The sequence below is a fragment of the Micromonospora sp. NPDC006431 genome, from assembly GCF_042870725.1.
In the GTDB taxonomy this organism is placed as follows: Bacteria; Actinomycetota; Actinomycetes; order Mycobacteriales; family Micromonosporaceae; genus Micromonospora.
The window spans coordinates 133541-150091 of sequence record NZ_JBIAHQ010000008.1; the positions used below are offsets into that span (position 1 = coordinate 133541).

At 70.7% G+C, this 16551-nt stretch carries 12 protein-coding genes; 4 read left to right on the top strand and 8 right to left on the bottom strand.

The annotated features are described in order from the left end of the window. Positions 1 to 570: 570 nt before the first annotated feature. Positions 571 to 1602 carry a hypothetical protein gene (locus tag ACFYM6_RS16440; RefSeq protein WP_387276213.1) on the top strand — a complete coding sequence of 344 codons (1032 nt, stop codon included), beginning with the start codon at positions 571 to 573 and terminating at the stop codon, positions 1600 to 1602. 94 nt (positions 1603 to 1696) lie between these two features. Here the strand turns inward: ACFYM6_RS16440 and ACFYM6_RS16445 are convergent, their stop codons facing one another. Next, the gene (locus ACFYM6_RS16445; protein ID WP_387276215.1) at positions 1697 to 2869 is read right to left on the bottom strand and encodes an ROK family transcriptional regulator; all 1173 of its coding nucleotides are present in this window, start codon (positions 2867 to 2869) and stop codon (positions 1697 to 1699) included. A gap of 117 nt (positions 2870 to 2986) precedes the next feature. Between ACFYM6_RS16445 and ACFYM6_RS16450 the strand changes: the two genes are divergently transcribed. From ACFYM6_RS16450 to ACFYM6_RS16460, 3 genes are read left to right on the top strand one after another with little or no spacing between them, the layout of a single operon-like run. Beyond that, a complete protein-coding gene (locus ACFYM6_RS16450; RefSeq protein WP_387276217.1) occupies positions 2987 to 4306 on the top strand; it encodes an extracellular solute-binding protein in 1320 nt (439 codons plus the stop codon). Beyond that, positions 4303 to 5280: a carbohydrate ABC transporter permease gene (locus ACFYM6_RS16455; protein WP_387276219.1), complete on the top strand. Its 978-nt coding sequence runs from the start codon at positions 4303 to 4305 to the stop codon at positions 5278 to 5280. The genes ACFYM6_RS16450 and ACFYM6_RS16455 overlap by 4 nt, the downstream gene beginning before the upstream one ends. Then, positions 5277 to 6125: a carbohydrate ABC transporter permease gene (locus ACFYM6_RS16460; protein WP_387276221.1), complete on the top strand. Its 849-nt coding sequence runs from the start codon at positions 5277 to 5279 to the stop codon at positions 6123 to 6125. Before ACFYM6_RS16455 ends, ACFYM6_RS16460 begins: the two co-directional genes overlap by 4 nt. A gap of 168 nt (positions 6126 to 6293) precedes the next feature. Here ACFYM6_RS16460 and ACFYM6_RS16465 read toward each other — a convergent pair whose 3' ends face one another. The 7 genes from ACFYM6_RS16465 to ACFYM6_RS16495 form a co-directional block, all read right to left on the bottom strand. Then, positions 6294 to 8972, bottom strand: a complete 2679-nt coding sequence (locus tag ACFYM6_RS16465) for a hypothetical protein (RefSeq protein WP_387276223.1) — start codon at positions 8970 to 8972, stop codon at positions 6294 to 6296. 54 nt (positions 8973 to 9026) lie between these two features. Continuing rightward, positions 9027 to 10622, bottom strand: a complete 1596-nt coding sequence (locus ACFYM6_RS16470; RefSeq protein ID WP_387276225.1) for a beta-N-acetylhexosaminidase — start codon at positions 10620 to 10622, stop codon at positions 9027 to 9029. Positions 10623 to 10806: 184 nt separating this feature from the next. Then, complete coding sequence (locus ACFYM6_RS16475) at positions 10807 to 11217, bottom strand: hypothetical protein (protein WP_387276227.1); 411 nt, start codon at positions 11215 to 11217, stop codon at positions 10807 to 10809. Continuing rightward, entirely contained in the window at positions 11214 to 11660 is a 447-nt protein-coding gene (locus tag ACFYM6_RS16480) for a hypothetical protein (protein WP_387276229.1), read from the bottom strand. Before ACFYM6_RS16480 ends, ACFYM6_RS16475 begins: the two co-directional genes overlap by 4 nt. A gap of 355 nt (positions 11661 to 12015) precedes the next feature. Continuing rightward, positions 12016 to 12789 (bottom strand): NAD-dependent deacetylase, encoded by a 774-nt coding sequence (locus ACFYM6_RS16485; RefSeq protein WP_387276231.1) that lies wholly within the window; start codon positions 12787 to 12789, stop codon positions 12016 to 12018. Between the two features lie 132 nt (positions 12790 to 12921). Then, complete coding sequence (locus tag ACFYM6_RS16490; protein WP_387276233.1) at positions 12922 to 14529, bottom strand: glycoside hydrolase family 13 protein; 1608 nt, start codon at positions 14527 to 14529, stop codon at positions 12922 to 12924. Next, positions 14526 to 16547, bottom strand: coding sequence for a hypothetical protein (locus tag ACFYM6_RS16495; RefSeq protein WP_387276235.1), 2022 nt, complete (start codon positions 16545 to 16547; stop codon positions 14526 to 14528). The genes ACFYM6_RS16490 and ACFYM6_RS16495 overlap by 4 nt, the downstream gene beginning before the upstream one ends. Positions 16548 to 16551 lie beyond the last annotated feature (4 nt).

Genomic DNA, 16551 nt, shown 5'->3' on the forward strand with positions numbered 1-16551 from the left:
CACTGAAGGCGGAATGGATGTGCATCGCCATACTCACGGCACGTGTGCCACGGGGCGTGGCGAGGGGCGTGCTCTGCGCCGCGGCAGCGGGGACTGGACCGACGGCCGTGCCGATCCCGAGCGCGGCTCCCAACTTCAAGGCGCCTCGTCGCGAAATAGCGGATGTCATGAACCGACTCCTTCAGCAAAAGGGGGCTTCCTGGCACGCTAGGAATCCGAAATGATCTCCGGCGGATCCCAGTTGGTCCGCAGCTGAACAGCGCAGGAACATCGGCGAGCAGGATGAATCTCCCGACTCGGGCGCGGGAGTGGCGGCTAGCCCGAACCGGACGGCGGTGAGCTGCCTGGCCGTTACCGGGCGAGTCGGTCGCGGGATTGCGGCGGGCAATGGTGCTGCCCGCCACCTGCTGGTCGGCCTGGTGTTCACCTGCAGGAGGCCCACCAGGACGGCCGCGCCGCGGCGCGGCGGATCAGCAGGCCAAACCCCGCGGAGCTCAGGGAGCCGTCGGTCCAGGAACAGCTGACGCGCAAGAATTGACGATCATCGCTTTATTTCCTAGATTGATCGTCATGATTATCAATGTTCGGCGACTTCTGGCGATGCTGGCCGCCTTCGTGATGGCCACTGTCGTCGGCATGCCCGATGCGGTCGCCGCAGCCGTCCAGCCCATCAACGACCTCGGCACCGGCAGCTATCTCGGCTTCCAGGGCGGCCTGTATCCGGCGGGCCGGAACACCATGCCGGACACTCACCGCACGGCCGGAGTCACCAGAGCCCTGCGCGTACGCCCGCTCGACACCACCGGCGCGCCAAGCCCGAACGGCAAGTACGTCCTGCTCTCCATCGGCATGTCCAACACCACCCAGGAGTTCTGCTCGGGAGACGCCAGCGGGAAGTGCGCGCCGTTCTCCTTCATCGGTCAGGCCGCCGCGGACCCGCAGGTCAACCACGACAAGTTGGTCATCGTCGACGGCGCCGCGGGCGGCCAGACCGCCGGCACCTGGGATGCGCCGACCGATGCCAACTACGACCGCGTCCGGGACACCAGACTGGCGCCCCTCGGCCTGACCGAGCGGCAGGTCCAGGTCGCCTGGGTCAAGGTCGCCAACGCCAATCCGTCGGTGTCCCTGCCCGCGACCAACGCCGACGCTTACCAACTCGTGACCCAGCAGGGCAACATCCTCCGGGCGTTGAAGAAGCGCTATCCCAACCTGCAGCAGGTCTTCTTCTCCAGCCGGATCTACGCCGGCTACGCCACCACCGGCCTGAACCCGGAGCCGTACGCCTATGAGACGGGCTTCGGCGTCAAGTGGGTGATCCAGGCGCAGATCACCCAGATGTCGGGCGGTGGCTCCGATCCTCGGGCCGGCAACCTGGACTACAACAACACCACGGCGTGGGCGGCCTGGGGCCCCTACCTCTGGGCCAACGGCCTGCAGCCCCGCTCCGACGGGCTCGTCTGGGACCGGTCGGACTTCGGCTCGGACGGTACGCATCCGTCCAACTCGGGACGGCAGAAGGTGGGGAGCCTGCTGCTGCGCTTCTTCAAGAGCTCACCCCACACGGCCTGCTGGTTTGTCGTCGGCGGCACCTGCGGTTAGGCCCTGCCGCGTGGGCGTCGCGGCGCGGCGTCTCCCTGATCCCGGCGTATCCGGTGGCCGGTCCCGCCATCGGATACGCCGTTCGGCCCCCCGGTCAGCCACCGTCGGGGCCGCTGACGGTGCGCAGCAGTTCGGCACGCGCGGCCTCCAGCGCGACGAACAGCGCCCCCGTGAGCGATGCCGCCTCACCCAGCGCGCTGGTCTCTATCCGCGGCGGGAACGGCGCGTACGCGTTGACGGTCTCCCGGACCGTCGGCAGCAGCAGCGGGTTGCGGCCCACACCCCCACCGAGTACGACGAGTTCGGGGTCGAAGACCGCGCAGGCGCTGGCGATCGTGAGGCCGAGTTGCCGCGCCTCCGCCTCCACCAGGTCCCGCGCGGCGGGCACTCCCGTGGCGGCCTGGGCGAACAGCTCCTCCACCGACGACGGACGGGTGCCCGGCCAGGTCGGGCGGGCCTTCAGTGCCGCGAGTACGCCGTACGCCCCCGCCTCGCCCGCCAACTGCTCCCTGCCCCGCCCGCCCCGCTGCTCGGGCGGGACGGAGCCCGGCAGCGGCAGGTAGGCCACCTCACCGGCGGCGCCGTGCGCCCCGCGGACCAGTTCACCGTTGTGGACCAGCCCCATGCCGATGCCGGCACCGACGGCCAGGAACGCGAACGTGGCGACGTCGCGGGCGTGCCCCCGCCAGCGCTCGCCGAGCGCCGCGAGGTTGACGTTGTTCTCCAGGACGACGGGCGCGTCGACGCGCGCCTCGATCGGCGTGATCAGGTCGAAGGAACCCTCCTCACCGAGGTTGCGGGCGACCGACATGGTGCGACCGTCGGCGTGGATGACCCCGGGTGCCGACACACCGACCCGGCGAAGCGGCCCGAGCTGGTCGCCTACCGCCTCCGTCGCGGATCCGATCATCCGGGCCACCTTCGCGGCGACCCGGCTCGCCCCGGTGGCTCGGGTCGGCTGCCGCTGTTCGTAGCAGAGCGCCCCGCTCATGTCCGCCGCCGCGACGCGGAGGTTGTCCCCACCGACGTCGACTGCCACCACGTAACCGGCGGTCGGCGCCAGCCGGTAGTAGGTCGGCACCCGGCCGGGTCGGCCGCGCCGCACGCCGGCGTCGACGATCAGGCCACTGTCGACCAGCCGACGGACCACCTCGGAGATGGTGGGCCGGGACAGGCTGGTCAGGCGGGCGAGTTCCGGCCGGGTCATCGGCACACTGTCGAGCAGCGCGGCCAGTACCGCCCGGCCGGACGGGTCGACGGAGACCAACGGGAAACCACCCCTTCGCCGGTTGACCCGGATGCTGCGCCGACGGTCTTGACCGGTGATCGCGAACCGAGTACAAGTTTTTGTTAAGCAGCCTACCTAATGCCCAGGAGGGCGATCATGTCGGAGAACATGAGCGAGCTGTCCAGGCGAAGACTTCTCCAACTGACGGCTGTCACCGGCGCGGGTCTCCTTCTCGCCGCCTGCGACGTGGGTGGAGGCACCGACACCGGCACCGGCGCTGACAGCGGCGCGGCAGGCAATGGCGAAGGCCAGATCAAGGCCCTGTTCATGAAGCAGGCCGGCTATTCCGAAGACGACATCCGTGCGATGACCGACGAGTTCCAGAAGAAATATCCGAAGATCAAGGTCGAGCCGTCCTTCGTCGCCTACGAGGCGCTGCACGACAAGATCGTCGCGGCGGCCCCCGCCAGCACCTTCGACGTGGTCCTGATCGACGTGATCTGGCCGGCCGAGTTCGGCAGCAAACGCATCGTCACCGACGTGACCGACCAGTTCCCGGCGGAGTGGAAGAGCGACATGCTCGGCGGCGCCCTGGCCACCGCCGCCTACCGCGACCGCTACTACGGCGTGCCGTGGATCCTCGACACGAAGTACTTCTTCTACAACACCGACATGCTCAGCAAGGCCAGCGTCGACCCGGCCAGCCTGTCCACCTGGGACGGAGTCCTCACCGCCGCCCAGACCCTCAAGGCCAAGAAGATCGTCGAGCATCCGCTGATCTGGAGCTGGAAGCAGGCCGAGGCGCTGGTCTGCGACTACACCCAGCTCGTGGGCGCCTTCGGCGGCAAGTTCCTGTCCGACGACGGAAAGTCGATCGCCTTCAACACCGGCGGCGGCCTGCAGGCGCTGGAGTTCATGAAGCGGACCCTCGACACCAAGCTCACCAACCCCAACTCGGTCGAGTCGCTGGAAGAGGACGTCCGCAAGATCTTCTCCGACGGCCAGGCGGCGATGGCGCTCAACTGGACCTACATGTTCAACGCCGCCAACGACCCCCAGCAGTCGAAGATCGCCGGCAAGGTCGGTGTGGCGACCACCCCGTCGGGGCCGGCCAGCGCCCCGGGCGTCAACGGCTCGATGGCCCTGTCGGTCAGCTCCGGCAGCAGGAACCAGAAGGCGGCCTGGACGTACATCAGTTACATCACCAGCGCCGGGGTGCAGGACAAGTACGCCAAGAGCTCACTGCCCTGCTGGACGAAGTCGTACGACGACCCGGCCGTGGCGTCCACCCTGCCGCAGGTCGTACCGGTGGCCAAGAAACAGCTCGCCAACCTCATCGCCCGACCCCAGGTGCCCCGCTACAACGAGATCAGCCAGATCCTGCAGGCCGAACTGCAGAACGCCCTGCTCAACCGGAAGCCGCCGAAGAAGGCCCTGGACGACGCCGCCGAACAAGCCCGTACCTTGCTCTCGTGAGCGCCGCGCCACCGGCGCGCCCGGCACCCACGTCACCGGCCACCCGGCCAGACCAGCCGGCGCGCCGGAGGCCGTTCGCGCGGCGCGCCGGCGGCGGCCAGACCCGATTGGCGCTGCTCCTGCTCCTACCCGCGGCGCTCATCGTCTTCGGCGTGGTCCTGTACCCGGCCGGACGCGCCCTGGTCATCTCGTTCTACGACGTCGACAGCCCGTTCCCCGGCCGGTACCCGTTCGTCGGCCTCCGCAACTACACCGAGATCCTGACCGACGACCGCCTGTGGGCGGCGGTCGGACACACCACCTACTTCACCCTCGTCTCCACCGCGCTCGAGCTGGTCCTCGGGCTCGGGCTGGCCCACCTGCTCGCCGCGCCGATCCGGCTGCGCTGGCTGTTCCGCGCGATCGTGATCCTGCCCTGGGCGCTGCCGACCATCGTCAACGGCGCGATGTGGCGGTGGATCCTCAACGCCCAGTACGGCGTGGCCAACGCGCTGCTCACCCAGCTGCACCTGCAGGACGATTACCGGTCGTGGCTCGGCAACGACCCGTTCCTCGCCCTCAACATGGTGGTCGTGGCCGACGTCTGGAAGAACACCTCCCTGGTGGCGTTCTTCCTGCTGGCCGGGTTGCAGACGATCCCCCGCGGGCTCTACGAGGCGGCGCGGGTCGACGGCGCCGGACCGATCCGCGCCTTCTTCCGGATCACGCTGCCGCTGCTGGTGCCGAACATCGCACTGGTGTTGGTGCTGCGCACCATCGAGGCGTTCAAGGTCTTCGACATCGTCTACGTGATGACCGGCGGCGGGCCCGCGAGCGGCACGCAGACGATCACGTTCTTCACCTACCTTCAGGCGTTCTCCGCGCAGCGGTTCAGCTCGGGTGCGTCGCTGGCGTACCTGACCGTCGTCGCGATTCTCCTGCTGGCCCTGCTCTACCTGCGGCTGCTACGCCACAGCGAGCTGAGGTCACCGTGAGAGCGAGCCTGCGCTATCGCGTCTTCATCCACCTGGCCGCGCTCGCCACGTCCGTGGTGATCCTCGCGCCGTTCGCCTGGCTGCTCTACTCCTCGTTCGTCGGCCAGACCGACCTGGTCTCCCGGCCGATGCGCTGGCTGCCCGAGCATGTCACCCTCGACCGCTACCGGGAGATTTTCGCCGGTGGCGGCACCGGCGCCGGCGCGGCGTTCCGCAGCGCAATGGTCAACAGCTTCCTGGTGGCGGGCGGCACGGTCGTCATCTCGCTCGCCGTCGGGGTGCTGGGCGGCTACGCCCTGGCCCGGCTGCGGTTCCCGCTGCGCCGCGCGACGCTGCTGTCGTTCCTGGTCACCTACATGCTGCCGCCGATCGCGCTGATCATCCCGCTCTACCTGCTCATGTCGCGCTTCGGGCTGCTCGACACGCGCACCGGGCTGATCGTCGTCTATTGCTCCCTGGCCACCCCGTTCGCCCTGTGGAACATGAGCACCTTCTTCGGTTCGCTGCCGGTGGAGCTCGAGGAGGCGGCCCGGGTCGACGGGTGCAGCCGCCTCGGCGCCCTCGTCCGGGTGATGCTGCCGCTGTCCAAGCCCGGCATCCTGGCGACCGCCCTGTACGCGTTCCTGTTGTGCTGGGACGAGTTCCTCTACTCGCTGATCTTCACCTCGACCAGCCAGGCCAAGACGGTCCCGGTGGCGATCGCCGAGTTCACCGGGCGCAACGCCGTGGACTTCGGCCTCATCGCCGCCGGCGGCGTACTCGCCGCGTTGCCGCCGGTGGTGCTGGCGGTGGTGTTCCAGCGTTACCTCATCGGTGGCCTCGCCTCCGGGGCGGTGAAGGGTTGATCCTCCCCTACCTCGACGGCGTGCGGGCGCAGCCGGCCCGCTCGGCGCGATCGCCGGCACCGTCGTTCGTCCGCGTTGGCCGGCCAGCCGAGCTGCGGCACATGCCGGCCGATACGAAGCTCCGGCCGGATGAACGGGAGCGGGGGGTGTCCCGCTCCCGTTCGTCGTTTACGGCACCGGAATCGACGACGTGGGGATGTTGTAACCCCGAACGCGCAGGTAGGGCGCCTGCCCGCCGAGGTCGCTGGTCTGGTAGCTCGCGGTGACGGTGGTCGACTCCCCGGGCCACAGGGACACGTAGTTGTCGGTGTAGTTCACCGGCAGCACCTCGTTGCCCCCGTTGCCGGCCGTGATCTCCGGTCGCAGGAAGAACGCGATGTTCGTCGGGCTGTTGTTGGTCAGTCGGATGGTCGCGGTCTCCTGCCCGCCGGAGGCGGTCCGGGTCACGCTGGCCGCCAGGCTAGGGTTCGACGGCAGGCTGTTGAGCCCGGTGAGGTTGGCGTACGTCTTGACCGAGGTCATGTACCAGTTCTTCTTGTTGCCCAGCGCGTCGGCCTGCGTGGAATACCAGTAGAGGTTGTTGCTGACGACTGTGCCCGCCGAGTCCTTCAGCTGCAGCCGGATGAAGTAGGTCGCGGACAGGCCGGTCAGCGCGGGGAGGGTGAGGACCTGCGTGGACGCGTTCGCCGCCGCGGTGACCGGCACCGTCGTCGTGTACGCCTGTGTCAGGTTCGGGATGTTGTACACGCTGGCCGTGGCGGTCAGCCCGCTGCGTGCGCTCAGGGTGGAGTTGACCGCGTACACGTTGCGGGTCTTGTAGTCGTAGGCGATGTGGACCGGCTCGTTGGCCTTCTTGCTGCCGAAGTAGCCGCCACCGGGCTTGAAGTAGTAGTCGTACAGGTTCCAGTGCACCGCCGGCCAGGCGTTGTTGAGCATCCAGAAGATGACGCCGAACGACTGGCTGTACTCGTGCGAGTTCCACGCCTCGAAGAACGACCTCGTGTTCTCGTAGTTCTGCAGCTCCGACTTGCGGGAGTAGTCCTCGGCGCTGGTGGTGCTGCCGTACCGCTTGTTCACGCCGTCGGTGAAGACCTGGATGTTGTCGAAGACGCTCCTGGGTTTGCCGGCGTGGTAGTTCCAGGTGGTCCCGATCGGCCACAGCTCCGCGGCGGGGATGAACTTCTGCAGGCTCTCCAGCGGCGGCGGCGCTTCGGTGCCCTGCTCGGCGTTGGTGCCGAACGCGCTGCCGGACTGGGTGGGGCTGTCCCACCACAGCACCGGCGGCTCCCACTTGTACGGGCCGTCCATCTTCATGCCGGCGTTGGCGTTCGACCAGGTCGCCACGTTGTCCACCGTCGGGTTCTGCCAGTGCAGCCGGGCCGCCGTGTTTTTGTACATGGTCAGGTGGGCGGCGGTCGGCGGCTGGTCGCTGCCGTAGTTCCACATGAACGGGCTGGCGTGGGCGCGCAACGCCCGCAGTTGGCTCTCCAGCGACGCGTTGGCCACCTGCTCCTGCTCGGCCGTCCAGGTGCTGTCGTTCTCCCACGCGCTGCAGCAGACGAACCCCGGCATGATCATGACACCGGCCTGGTCGGCCAGGTCGTAGAGTTCCTCGTTGCCGAGAGTGCCCTCAAGCCGGATCGTGTTGAGGCCCATGTCCTTGACGTACTGGACGTGCGTGGCGTTGGTCCTGCTGTCCCACCGCTGCAGCATGTCCCACATGTAACCGCCACCGCGGAAGAAGATTTTCTGCCCGTTGACCTGGTAGCCGACGAACGAGGTGCCGTTGACGGTGGTCCGGTAGTCGGTGAACTGGCGGACGCCGAAGTTGATCGACTTGGTGTCCGACGTGGCACCGGCGACCGTCGCCGACGTGGCGAGCTGGTAGAGCTCCGGGCTGCCGTACTGGTAGGGCCACCACAGGGCGGGGTTGGCCACGTGCAGCTGCGGATAGCTCGCCGGGTCGAAGGTGACCTCGCGGCGCTCGTTGGCGGTCAGGGTGACGGCCTGGCTGACCGAGATGGTGGGATAGCCGGCCTTGGTGATCATGGCGCTGACCGTCGCGGTGACCGGGGCGTTGGTCGCGTTGAGGGCGTCGACGTAGACGGTGAGGTCGGCGGCGTTGGTCGCGGGCAACGGCAGCACCGTCCGGACGTACGGGTCCCGCAACGCCACCGGCCCGGTGGTGTCCAGCAGCGTTCTGCCCCAGAGCCCGGCGTTCATGTCGGGCGCCTCCGGGTTCCAGTCCACCGTGCAGAAGGACAGGTCCTTGCAGTCGTGGGCCGGCGGGGTGACCAGGATCGCCAGCGCGTTGGACGCGCCGGGCCGGATCAGGTTCGTCACGTTGTACTCGTGCACAACCATGGTGCCGACCGCGTTGGCGTCGAGCTGGGTGCCGTTGAGCCAGATCTGAGCCCGGTAGCTGATGCCCTTGAAGCGCAGCCAGTACGCCTGGTCCGGGGTCGCGGCCGAGGCGGTGAACTGCCCCCGGAACCACCAGTTCTGGCCGGTCAGGTCGGGCACCGACTGCAGGTTCCTACCGAAGTAGATGTTCTGGTAGACGTTGTTGGCGACCAGCCCGGCCAGGACGGTCGACGGGAGCGAGACCGGGCTCCAGCCCGCGGTGCTGTAGCCGACCTGGGAGATGGTCGCCCCCGGGTCGGTGACGTTGGTGGCTGACCGCAACGCCCAGCCCGTCGACAGTTCGGTCGAGCCGACGGTGGCGGCGCTTGCGCTCGGCACGTGCACGAGCCCGACGCTCGCCACGAGGGCCAGGGTCGCGAGCAGCGTGGCGAGCAGTCGGCGGTTCAGCAGGCGAGGTCGGTCGATGATGAGGCGCGATGACATGGGTGGTGGCCTCCTCGATCTGATCAAGGCGGTGTGCCGTGCGGTGCGCGGCGGCTAGGAGCCGGTGGGCCAGGACACCTGGGTGGAGTGGTAGTAGTTGATCCCCATGACGCGCCAGCGCGGGCCCTGGGCGCCGAGCCGCTGCTGGAAGGACGTCCAGTCATGGGTGCTGGCCGGCGACCAGCCCAGCTCGGCGATCGCCGGCAGGCGCGGGAAGGCCATGTATTCGACGTCGGCGAGCGTCTCGATCGTCTCCGTCCACAGCGGCGCCTCGACCCCGAGCACCGACGTCTCTCCGACTCCGGAGAGATAGGTGCCCGGGTCCCAGCCGTACGCGTCCTGCACGTCGATGAAGCCGGCCCAGCGCTGGCCCAGCCGGGTGCGGGAGTTGTACTTCATGTCGAGGTAGCTGCGGTTGGCCGGCGACATGATGATCTTGGTGCCGTTCCCGGCGGCGGTCGCCACCGCGGCGTGGGAGGTCGTGGTCCCCCAGTACTGGGCGACGGTGGACGGCAGGATCGGGGCGTTGACGACGTCGTGCCAGCCGACGACGGTCTTGCCGTGCGCGGCGACGATCTGCTGTGCCCGGTTCATGAAGGTGGCGTAGTCGGCGGCGGTGGTGGAGCTGGCCTCGTCGCCGCCGATGTGCAGGTAGGGCCCGGGAGTCAGCGCGGCGAGCTCGCCCAGGACCTGATCGATGAACGTGTACGTGAGCTCCTTGCTCACGCAGAGCGAGCTGAAGCCGACCTTCGTGCCGGTGTAGAGCTTCGGCGCCACACCGTCACAGTTCAGTTCCGCGTACGAGGCGAGCGCCGCGTTGGTGTGACCCGGCATGTCGATCTCGGGGACGACCATGACGTACCGGGCGGCGGCGTACGCGACGATCTGCCGGTATTCGTCCTGGGTGTAGGACCCGCCGGTGCCGCCGCCGACCTGGGTGCTCCCGCCGTAGACGGCGAGATTGGGCCAGCTGTTGACGGCGATGCGCCAGCCCTGGTCGTCGGAGAGGTGCAGGTGCAGCCGATTCACCTTGTAGAGGGCGATCTCGTCGATGTACCGCTTGACCACGGCGACCGGGAGGAAGTGCCGTGCGACGTCGAGCATCGCGCCGCGGTGGGCGAAGCGCGGATGGTCGACGATGCGCCCGCCGGCCACCTCCCACGGCCCGGGCTGCACCGTCGCGCTCTCGACGGCGGGGGGCAGCAGCTGACGCAGGGTCTGGACGCCGGCGAACAGACCCGCCGGCTGGTTGGCGCGTACCGCGATCGACGCCGTCGTGACGTCCAGCTGGTAGCCCTCGTCGCCGACGCTCGCCGGCGCCCCGGATAGCAGCAGCGCGATGCCGTCCGCCGGGGTGGGGCTCGATGCGTCGACGACCGGCATCGGATAGCCGGTGGAGCGGCGCAGGATGGCGGCGAGTTGGCCGGCGACGTCCGCGACCGCCGGTGAACCGGGCTCGGTGTAGATCGCCGTGGCCGCGGTGACCCGGTAGGTGACGCCGGTGGCCGGGGTGGCGGTGACCGGCGCCGGCACGACGGAGGCCAAGGAGACGGCGGCCGCGGCGGGAGCCGCGGGGGCGGCCGGAGCGACCCCGCTGCCGACCAGGGCGAGGATGACGGTGGTGAGCAGACGTACGCCGCCGATGGTCATGACTGCCTCCGGAGCCCAGCGATGCCGCAGGAAGCGCGCGCGACGCTCACCGCACATCGACCTTCGTCACTAGCAGTCAAGGTAGCCGCCATCTTTTAATAAGGCAAGCTACCTAACAAATATCGCCTCACCCCTCTCCGTGAAGACCGGCTGCCTCCTCAGTGGGCACGCGAACGGTGCATCGTCAGGGGTTGCGGCGGCGCTGGTTGCGGACCCGGCGCTCCTCCTCCGTCACGAGCGCCTGGATTCGACGCACGGTCGCGTCCGGCGCCAGGATCGCCTCCCGCCACCGGTCCAGCGTCCTGGTCAGATCCCACACCGTCGCTCGCAGCTCCTGCAGCTCCCGTTGGGATGTCGCCAGCTCCTCCCGGACGGCCAGCGCCTCGTTCTCCAGTTCGGTGACCCGGGTCCGCAACGGCTGTACCAGGGCCAGAGCGGCGTCGGTCAGCGCTCCGGCCGTGTCGGCCTTCAACTTCCGCCGTTGCACGGCGATCGTGGCGAGCACCCCGAGGCCGCTGGCGCCACCGAACAGTCCGAGCGTCGAGATCAGAACCTGCGCCCAGTAGGGAGAGCCCGGCGTCTGTGCGATGATCATGTCTTCGTCTCCGGCCACGGATCGATGCCGGCGTGGTGCATGCGGATGATCCAGCGCAGCGACCGCACGATCTCCATCGAGCGCAGCCACGAGCCGATCGCCACCGCGCCGACGAATGAGGCCGCCACCACCGCCTGCGCGCCGGCGACCACCAGGACGGAGACGACGTACATCGCGGCGATCGCGCCCAGCATCAGCACCGCGGCGAGCTCGATGCCGAGCCCGGTGCCGAGTTGCCCCGGCCAGAACATGCCGAGCAGGCCCGCGACGCCAACCACGATCAGGCCGATCTCCCAGCAGACTTTGATCACATCGGGCATCGCCACCTCCACCGACTGCGGCCGGACCCGCAGCACGACCAGCAGCACGCCACACACCGGCGCGGTGACCAGGACGGCGAACTCGTAGACCCGCTGGCTGGTCCGTTCATGGATGCTTCCCACGATGCGCTCCTATCCCGCCAGCGCGTCCGTTGCGACGCGACGGACAGCCGATGAACGTCGAATCCGGCCCGTCCCCACGACGCCGTCGGCATGAGGAACACCAGGGCTGGGATGCCGCCGAGGGCGTACCGACGGCCACGGTGCGGGCATGGAAGCGACACCGTCCGCTGTCGCGCATGGCGGCAGAGGCCCTCCATCGGACTGCCGCTCCGTGCCACACAATCAAACATATGCCCAGGTCAGGTGCACATCGATGGTCCACGTGGGCGGAACGATCACCACAGCGCTCACCCCGGCGGCTGTCGGATTGTCGACAGTGCCCGCAACGGGCCGGATCGGCGCGCGCCGGGAGGTGTCACGCCGGGTCGGCGCCGCCCCACACCGCTTCCACCAGGGCCGGAAGTACTCGGGCGGCCGGGCCGCGCAGGTTCACGTCGGCCACCGGATCCAGCGGCGTCTCCTCCGGGTTGACCTGGATCACCGCGGCGCCGAAGCGGGCCGCCACCTGGGGGATCTCCGCGGCCGGATACACCAGGCCGGAGGTGCCCACGGTCAGCAGCAGGTCGCAGGAGGACGCCGCCTCGACCGCGGCGGCCAACGCCTCCTGCGGCAACGCCTCACCGAACCACACCACGCCGGGCCGGACGGGCGCCGAGCAGTGCGCGCATCGGGGCGGTGGCACCCGCCGCCCCTCCGCCGGCTCCTCCTCGGCGGGCACCGGCGTCGGGTGGGCGCAGGCCACGCAGCGCGGCGCGAACAGACTGCCGTGCAGGTGGACCGGCGCCGGCGAGCCCGCCCGTTCGTGCAGGTCGTCGACGTTCTGGGTGACGAGGGCGCCGTCCGGGACCCGGGCCTCGATCGCGGCCACGGCCAGGTGTCCCGGGTTCGGCCGGGCCCGCCCGACGGTGCTGCGCCGCCACTCGTACCAGCCCCAGACCAGCGCCGGATCGTCGCGGAACGCCTGCGGCGTGGCGAGCGCCTGGGCGTCGAACCGCTGCCACAGTCCGGTGAGGGCGTCGCGGAAGGTCGGCACCCCGCTCTCGGCTGACATGCCCGCACCGGTGAAGATCACGACCCGCCGGGCTTGTCCCAGCAACGCCACCGCCTCGCGCGGCACCAGCTGTCCCATCGGGTCGTGCTCCTTCCCGTCCCTGCCGGCGGGGTCCGACAGTCGCACCTCCGCCCGACTGCCACGGCAACCCGTCGCCCGCCATCATGGCGGACGGTCGTGGCGGGCTCGTCGCCGGCAGGGCGGCGCGGGTCAAGCGGGGACGAACCAGACCGCGGCGTCCGGCGGCAGCAGGAGGGACCGGCCGGCCGGTGGGACCGGCGCGCTCGCCAGCAGCACCCGGCCGACCCCGGTCAGCGGCGCGGCCTGGTCGCCGACGTTGACCGCGCAGCCGAACCCGTCGCCGCGCCGGAACGCCACCACGTCCGACCCGGTGTCCCACCAGGTCAGCTCGTCGGCCGCGCCGTCGCTCAACGCTCGACGCAACCGGATCGCCGACCGGTAGAGCACCAGCGTGGACTCAGGGTCGGCGGTCTGCCGCTGCACGCTCAAGGCACCCCAGCCGTCGGGCTGCGGCAGCCACGGCGGGTCGGCGCCGTCGGGCGAGAAGCCGTACGTGCCGCCGTCGACCGTCCACGGGATCGGCACCCGCGAGCCGTCCCGCCCGCGTAGGGTCCGCCCGGAGCGTTCCCACAGCGGGTCGCGCAGCGCCTCGTCGGGCAGGTCCACCTGCGGCAACCCCAGCTCCTCGCCCTGGTAGACGTAGGCGGCGCCGGGCAACGCCAGCATCAGCAGCGCGGCGGCCCGGGCCCGCCGCAGCCCCCGCTCTCCCCCGCCGTAGCGGCTGACCGTCCGGACCGCGTCGTGGCTGTTCAGCACCCAGGCCGGGAGGGCACCGACCCGGAGGTACGCCTCGAGCGTGCGCCCGATCGTGTCCCGCAACTCCGGGGCCGACCAGTCGCACTCCAGCAACTCGAAGGTGAACGCCTGGTGCAGCTCGTCCGGGCGGACGTAGCGGGCCTGCCGGTCGGCGTCGAAGAGGCACACCTCGCCGATCAGCGCCCGCTCCCCCGGCATGGCGTCGATCATGGCCCGCCACTGCCGGTACAACGTGTGCAGTGGCGCCTGGTCGAAGAAGGGCATCAGGTGGTTGCGGCGGAACTCGGTGTGCTGACCGGGGCCGGCGTCGACCAGCTCGGGGTGCTTGAACAGGGCATGTGCCATGTCGATGCGCAGCCCGTCCACGCCCCGGTCGAGCCACCACCGGACGATGTCCGCGTACTCCGCCGGCACCTGCGGGTCGTCCCAGTTCAGGTCGGGTTGCTCGGGGCTGAACAAGTGCAGGTACCACTCGTCGGGCCCGCCGTCCGGGCTCGGCACCCGCCGCCAGGCGCTCCCGCCGAACGCCGACCGCCAGTCGTTGGGGGGCCGGTCCGGGTGGTCCTTGTCCACCGGGTGGAAGACGTACCGGCGGCGGGCTGCGCTGCCCGGCGGCGCGGCGAGCGCCGCCCGGAACCAGGGATGCCGGTCCGAGCTGTGGTTGGGTACCAGGTCGCAGACGACCCGCAGGCCGAGCCGGTGCGCCTCGGCCACGAGCGCGTCGAGGTCGGCGAGGCTGCCGAAGAGCGGGTCGACGTCGCGATGGTCCACGACGTCGTACCCGCCGTCGACCATCGGTGACGGGTAGAACGGGGTGAGCCAGACGGCGTCCACGCCGAGGGAGGCCAGGTGGGGCAGGCGGGCGGTCACCCCGGGCAGGTCACCGGTCCCGTCTCCGTCGGAGTCGGCGAAGCTGCGGACGTACACCTGGTAGCAGACACCGCCGCGCCACCACGGCCACCCCGGCGTGGACGGGGTCACCGACGGACCAGGGTGAACCCACCGGACAGGACCGTGACCCGCAATTGGGTGGCGGAGCTGGTGTGCCGCGAGCGGAGTTCGCCGGTCGCGTCGTACACCTCCACAGTGGCCGCTCCGGTGCCGCCGGCGGTGATCTCCACGGTCCGGGCGGTCCGGGCGGCGCTGCGCAGCAGCGTCGTGCGGTGCCCGTCGCCGGCCAGGGTGAGCCGGGAGACCAGCGGTTCCAGCAGGACCGCGTCGACGGTGGCCGGGCCTGCGGCGGTGGCCTGCGCGGTCAGTTCGGTGTCGTGGGCGGCCAGTTCGCGGGGCAGGGTGACCGGCAGCAGCGCGCCCGGCGCCGGGGAGGCCCCCTGGGCGCCGACCCGGGCGTGGTCGACCTCGCCGAGCGGTCCGGTGTCGCTACCCCAGACGGTCCGGGCCGGCACGCCGGGGCGCAGGTCCACCACCGGCAGCACCAGCCGGGGCTGGTCGGCCGGTGGGAGCTGCCAGCGCAGCCCAGCCCCGGCGGGCAGCTCGACGTAGCTGCCGCTGATCAGCGATTCCCCGGTCCACGCCGACGGCGGGCTGACCACGGTCGCGCCGCCCTGGCGGGCGGCGTCCTCGGCCTCCAGGGTCAGCGTGCCGACCCGTTCGACGATCTCGGTGCGGCGGGCGACGGCGGCCAGTTCCGGCCGGGCGTCCAGGGCGAGCATGCTGAGCAGGGTGTGGATCGTGGACTCGGCGCCGGAGTTCCGGTTGACCTGCCCGTCGCCGTTGATGCCGTCGATCGCCCGGCCGGTGTGCGGGTCGTAGCCGGGCGTCCCGGCCGGGTTGGCGCCGAACCACCAGGCGGCGGTCAGGGCGGCGAGCTGGGCGAAGCCGGACCGCCCGGTGGCGTCGGCGACGGCGAGCAGCGACTGCACCCGCGAGTCGACGCCGTAGGCGATCTGGGTGCGGTCGGTGCGGGTGGGCAGCCGGCCGTTGTCCGGGCCGCCGGAGGTCAGCAGCCACGGGGTGAACACGGCGGCATCGGTGACGGCGGGGCCGAGCAGGGCCCGGTCGCCGAGGGCCTGCGCGGCCCGGGCGAGCGCGGCGGGCATCTGCGCACCCCAGCCGTGCCAGACCGAGCGGGACAGCGCCCAGGGACGCACCGCACCGAACGGCCATTCCCGCACGTCACCGTCGGCGAGCGCGGCGATGCCCTCGGCGAGTTGGCGCAGCGCCCGGCGGGCGGTGGCGCCACCGCCGGCTTCGACGTAGGCGGCCAGTCCGAGGACCGCTTCGGCGGTGGCGTCCGCACCGTCGACGATCAGCCAGGCCGGGGTACGTTCCCCGTCGATGACCTGCCACTGCCGGTAGCGGACGAGCACCTGGCGCTGCACGGCGGCGACGGCCAGGTCGAGGCGGGTCCGCAGGAAACCGGCGAAGTCCGGGTCGGTGTCGCGGAACGCCGCGTACCCCTCGCCGAGCGCCCAGACGGTCCGGGCCAGCCAGTACGACGCGTCGCTGTCGGACGGGTCGGGCAGCTCCTTCGGCTCGGCGCTCGGGTTGAGCGTGCCGTCCGGCTGCATCCACAGCACCACGTTGCCGGCGTACGGGCCGTCGGCGGTCTGCAGGTAGGTCAGGCCACGCAGCAGCTGGTAGGCGGCGGCCCGGCTGGCGGCGGCCCCGGTCAGCCGCCAGTGCCGCAGGTAGACCACGGCGGCGCGGGAGATGTCGTCGGCGTTGTACGCCCCCTGCCCCCAGGTGTCGCTGTCCGGGTCGTACGCGCCCCCGCCGACCCGGCGGAAGGCGCCGTCCGGCCCGGGTTCGGCGTAGGTCCACAGCGCCCCGACCGCGGGGCTGTCGGTGAGCCGGTAGGTGGTGTGCCCGGGCTGCTGCGGCGGCGTGACGTCCTGCCGGAGGAAGTCCAGGTGGGCGAGGTTGGTCAGCGGGCTCGTGCTCGGCGCGCCGGCGGGGCGGGCGGCGCCGGCCGGGGTGGCGGCCAGCAGTGGGGTGGTGGCGGCGAGGCCGCCCAGCAGCAGCGATCGGCGTTTCACTTCG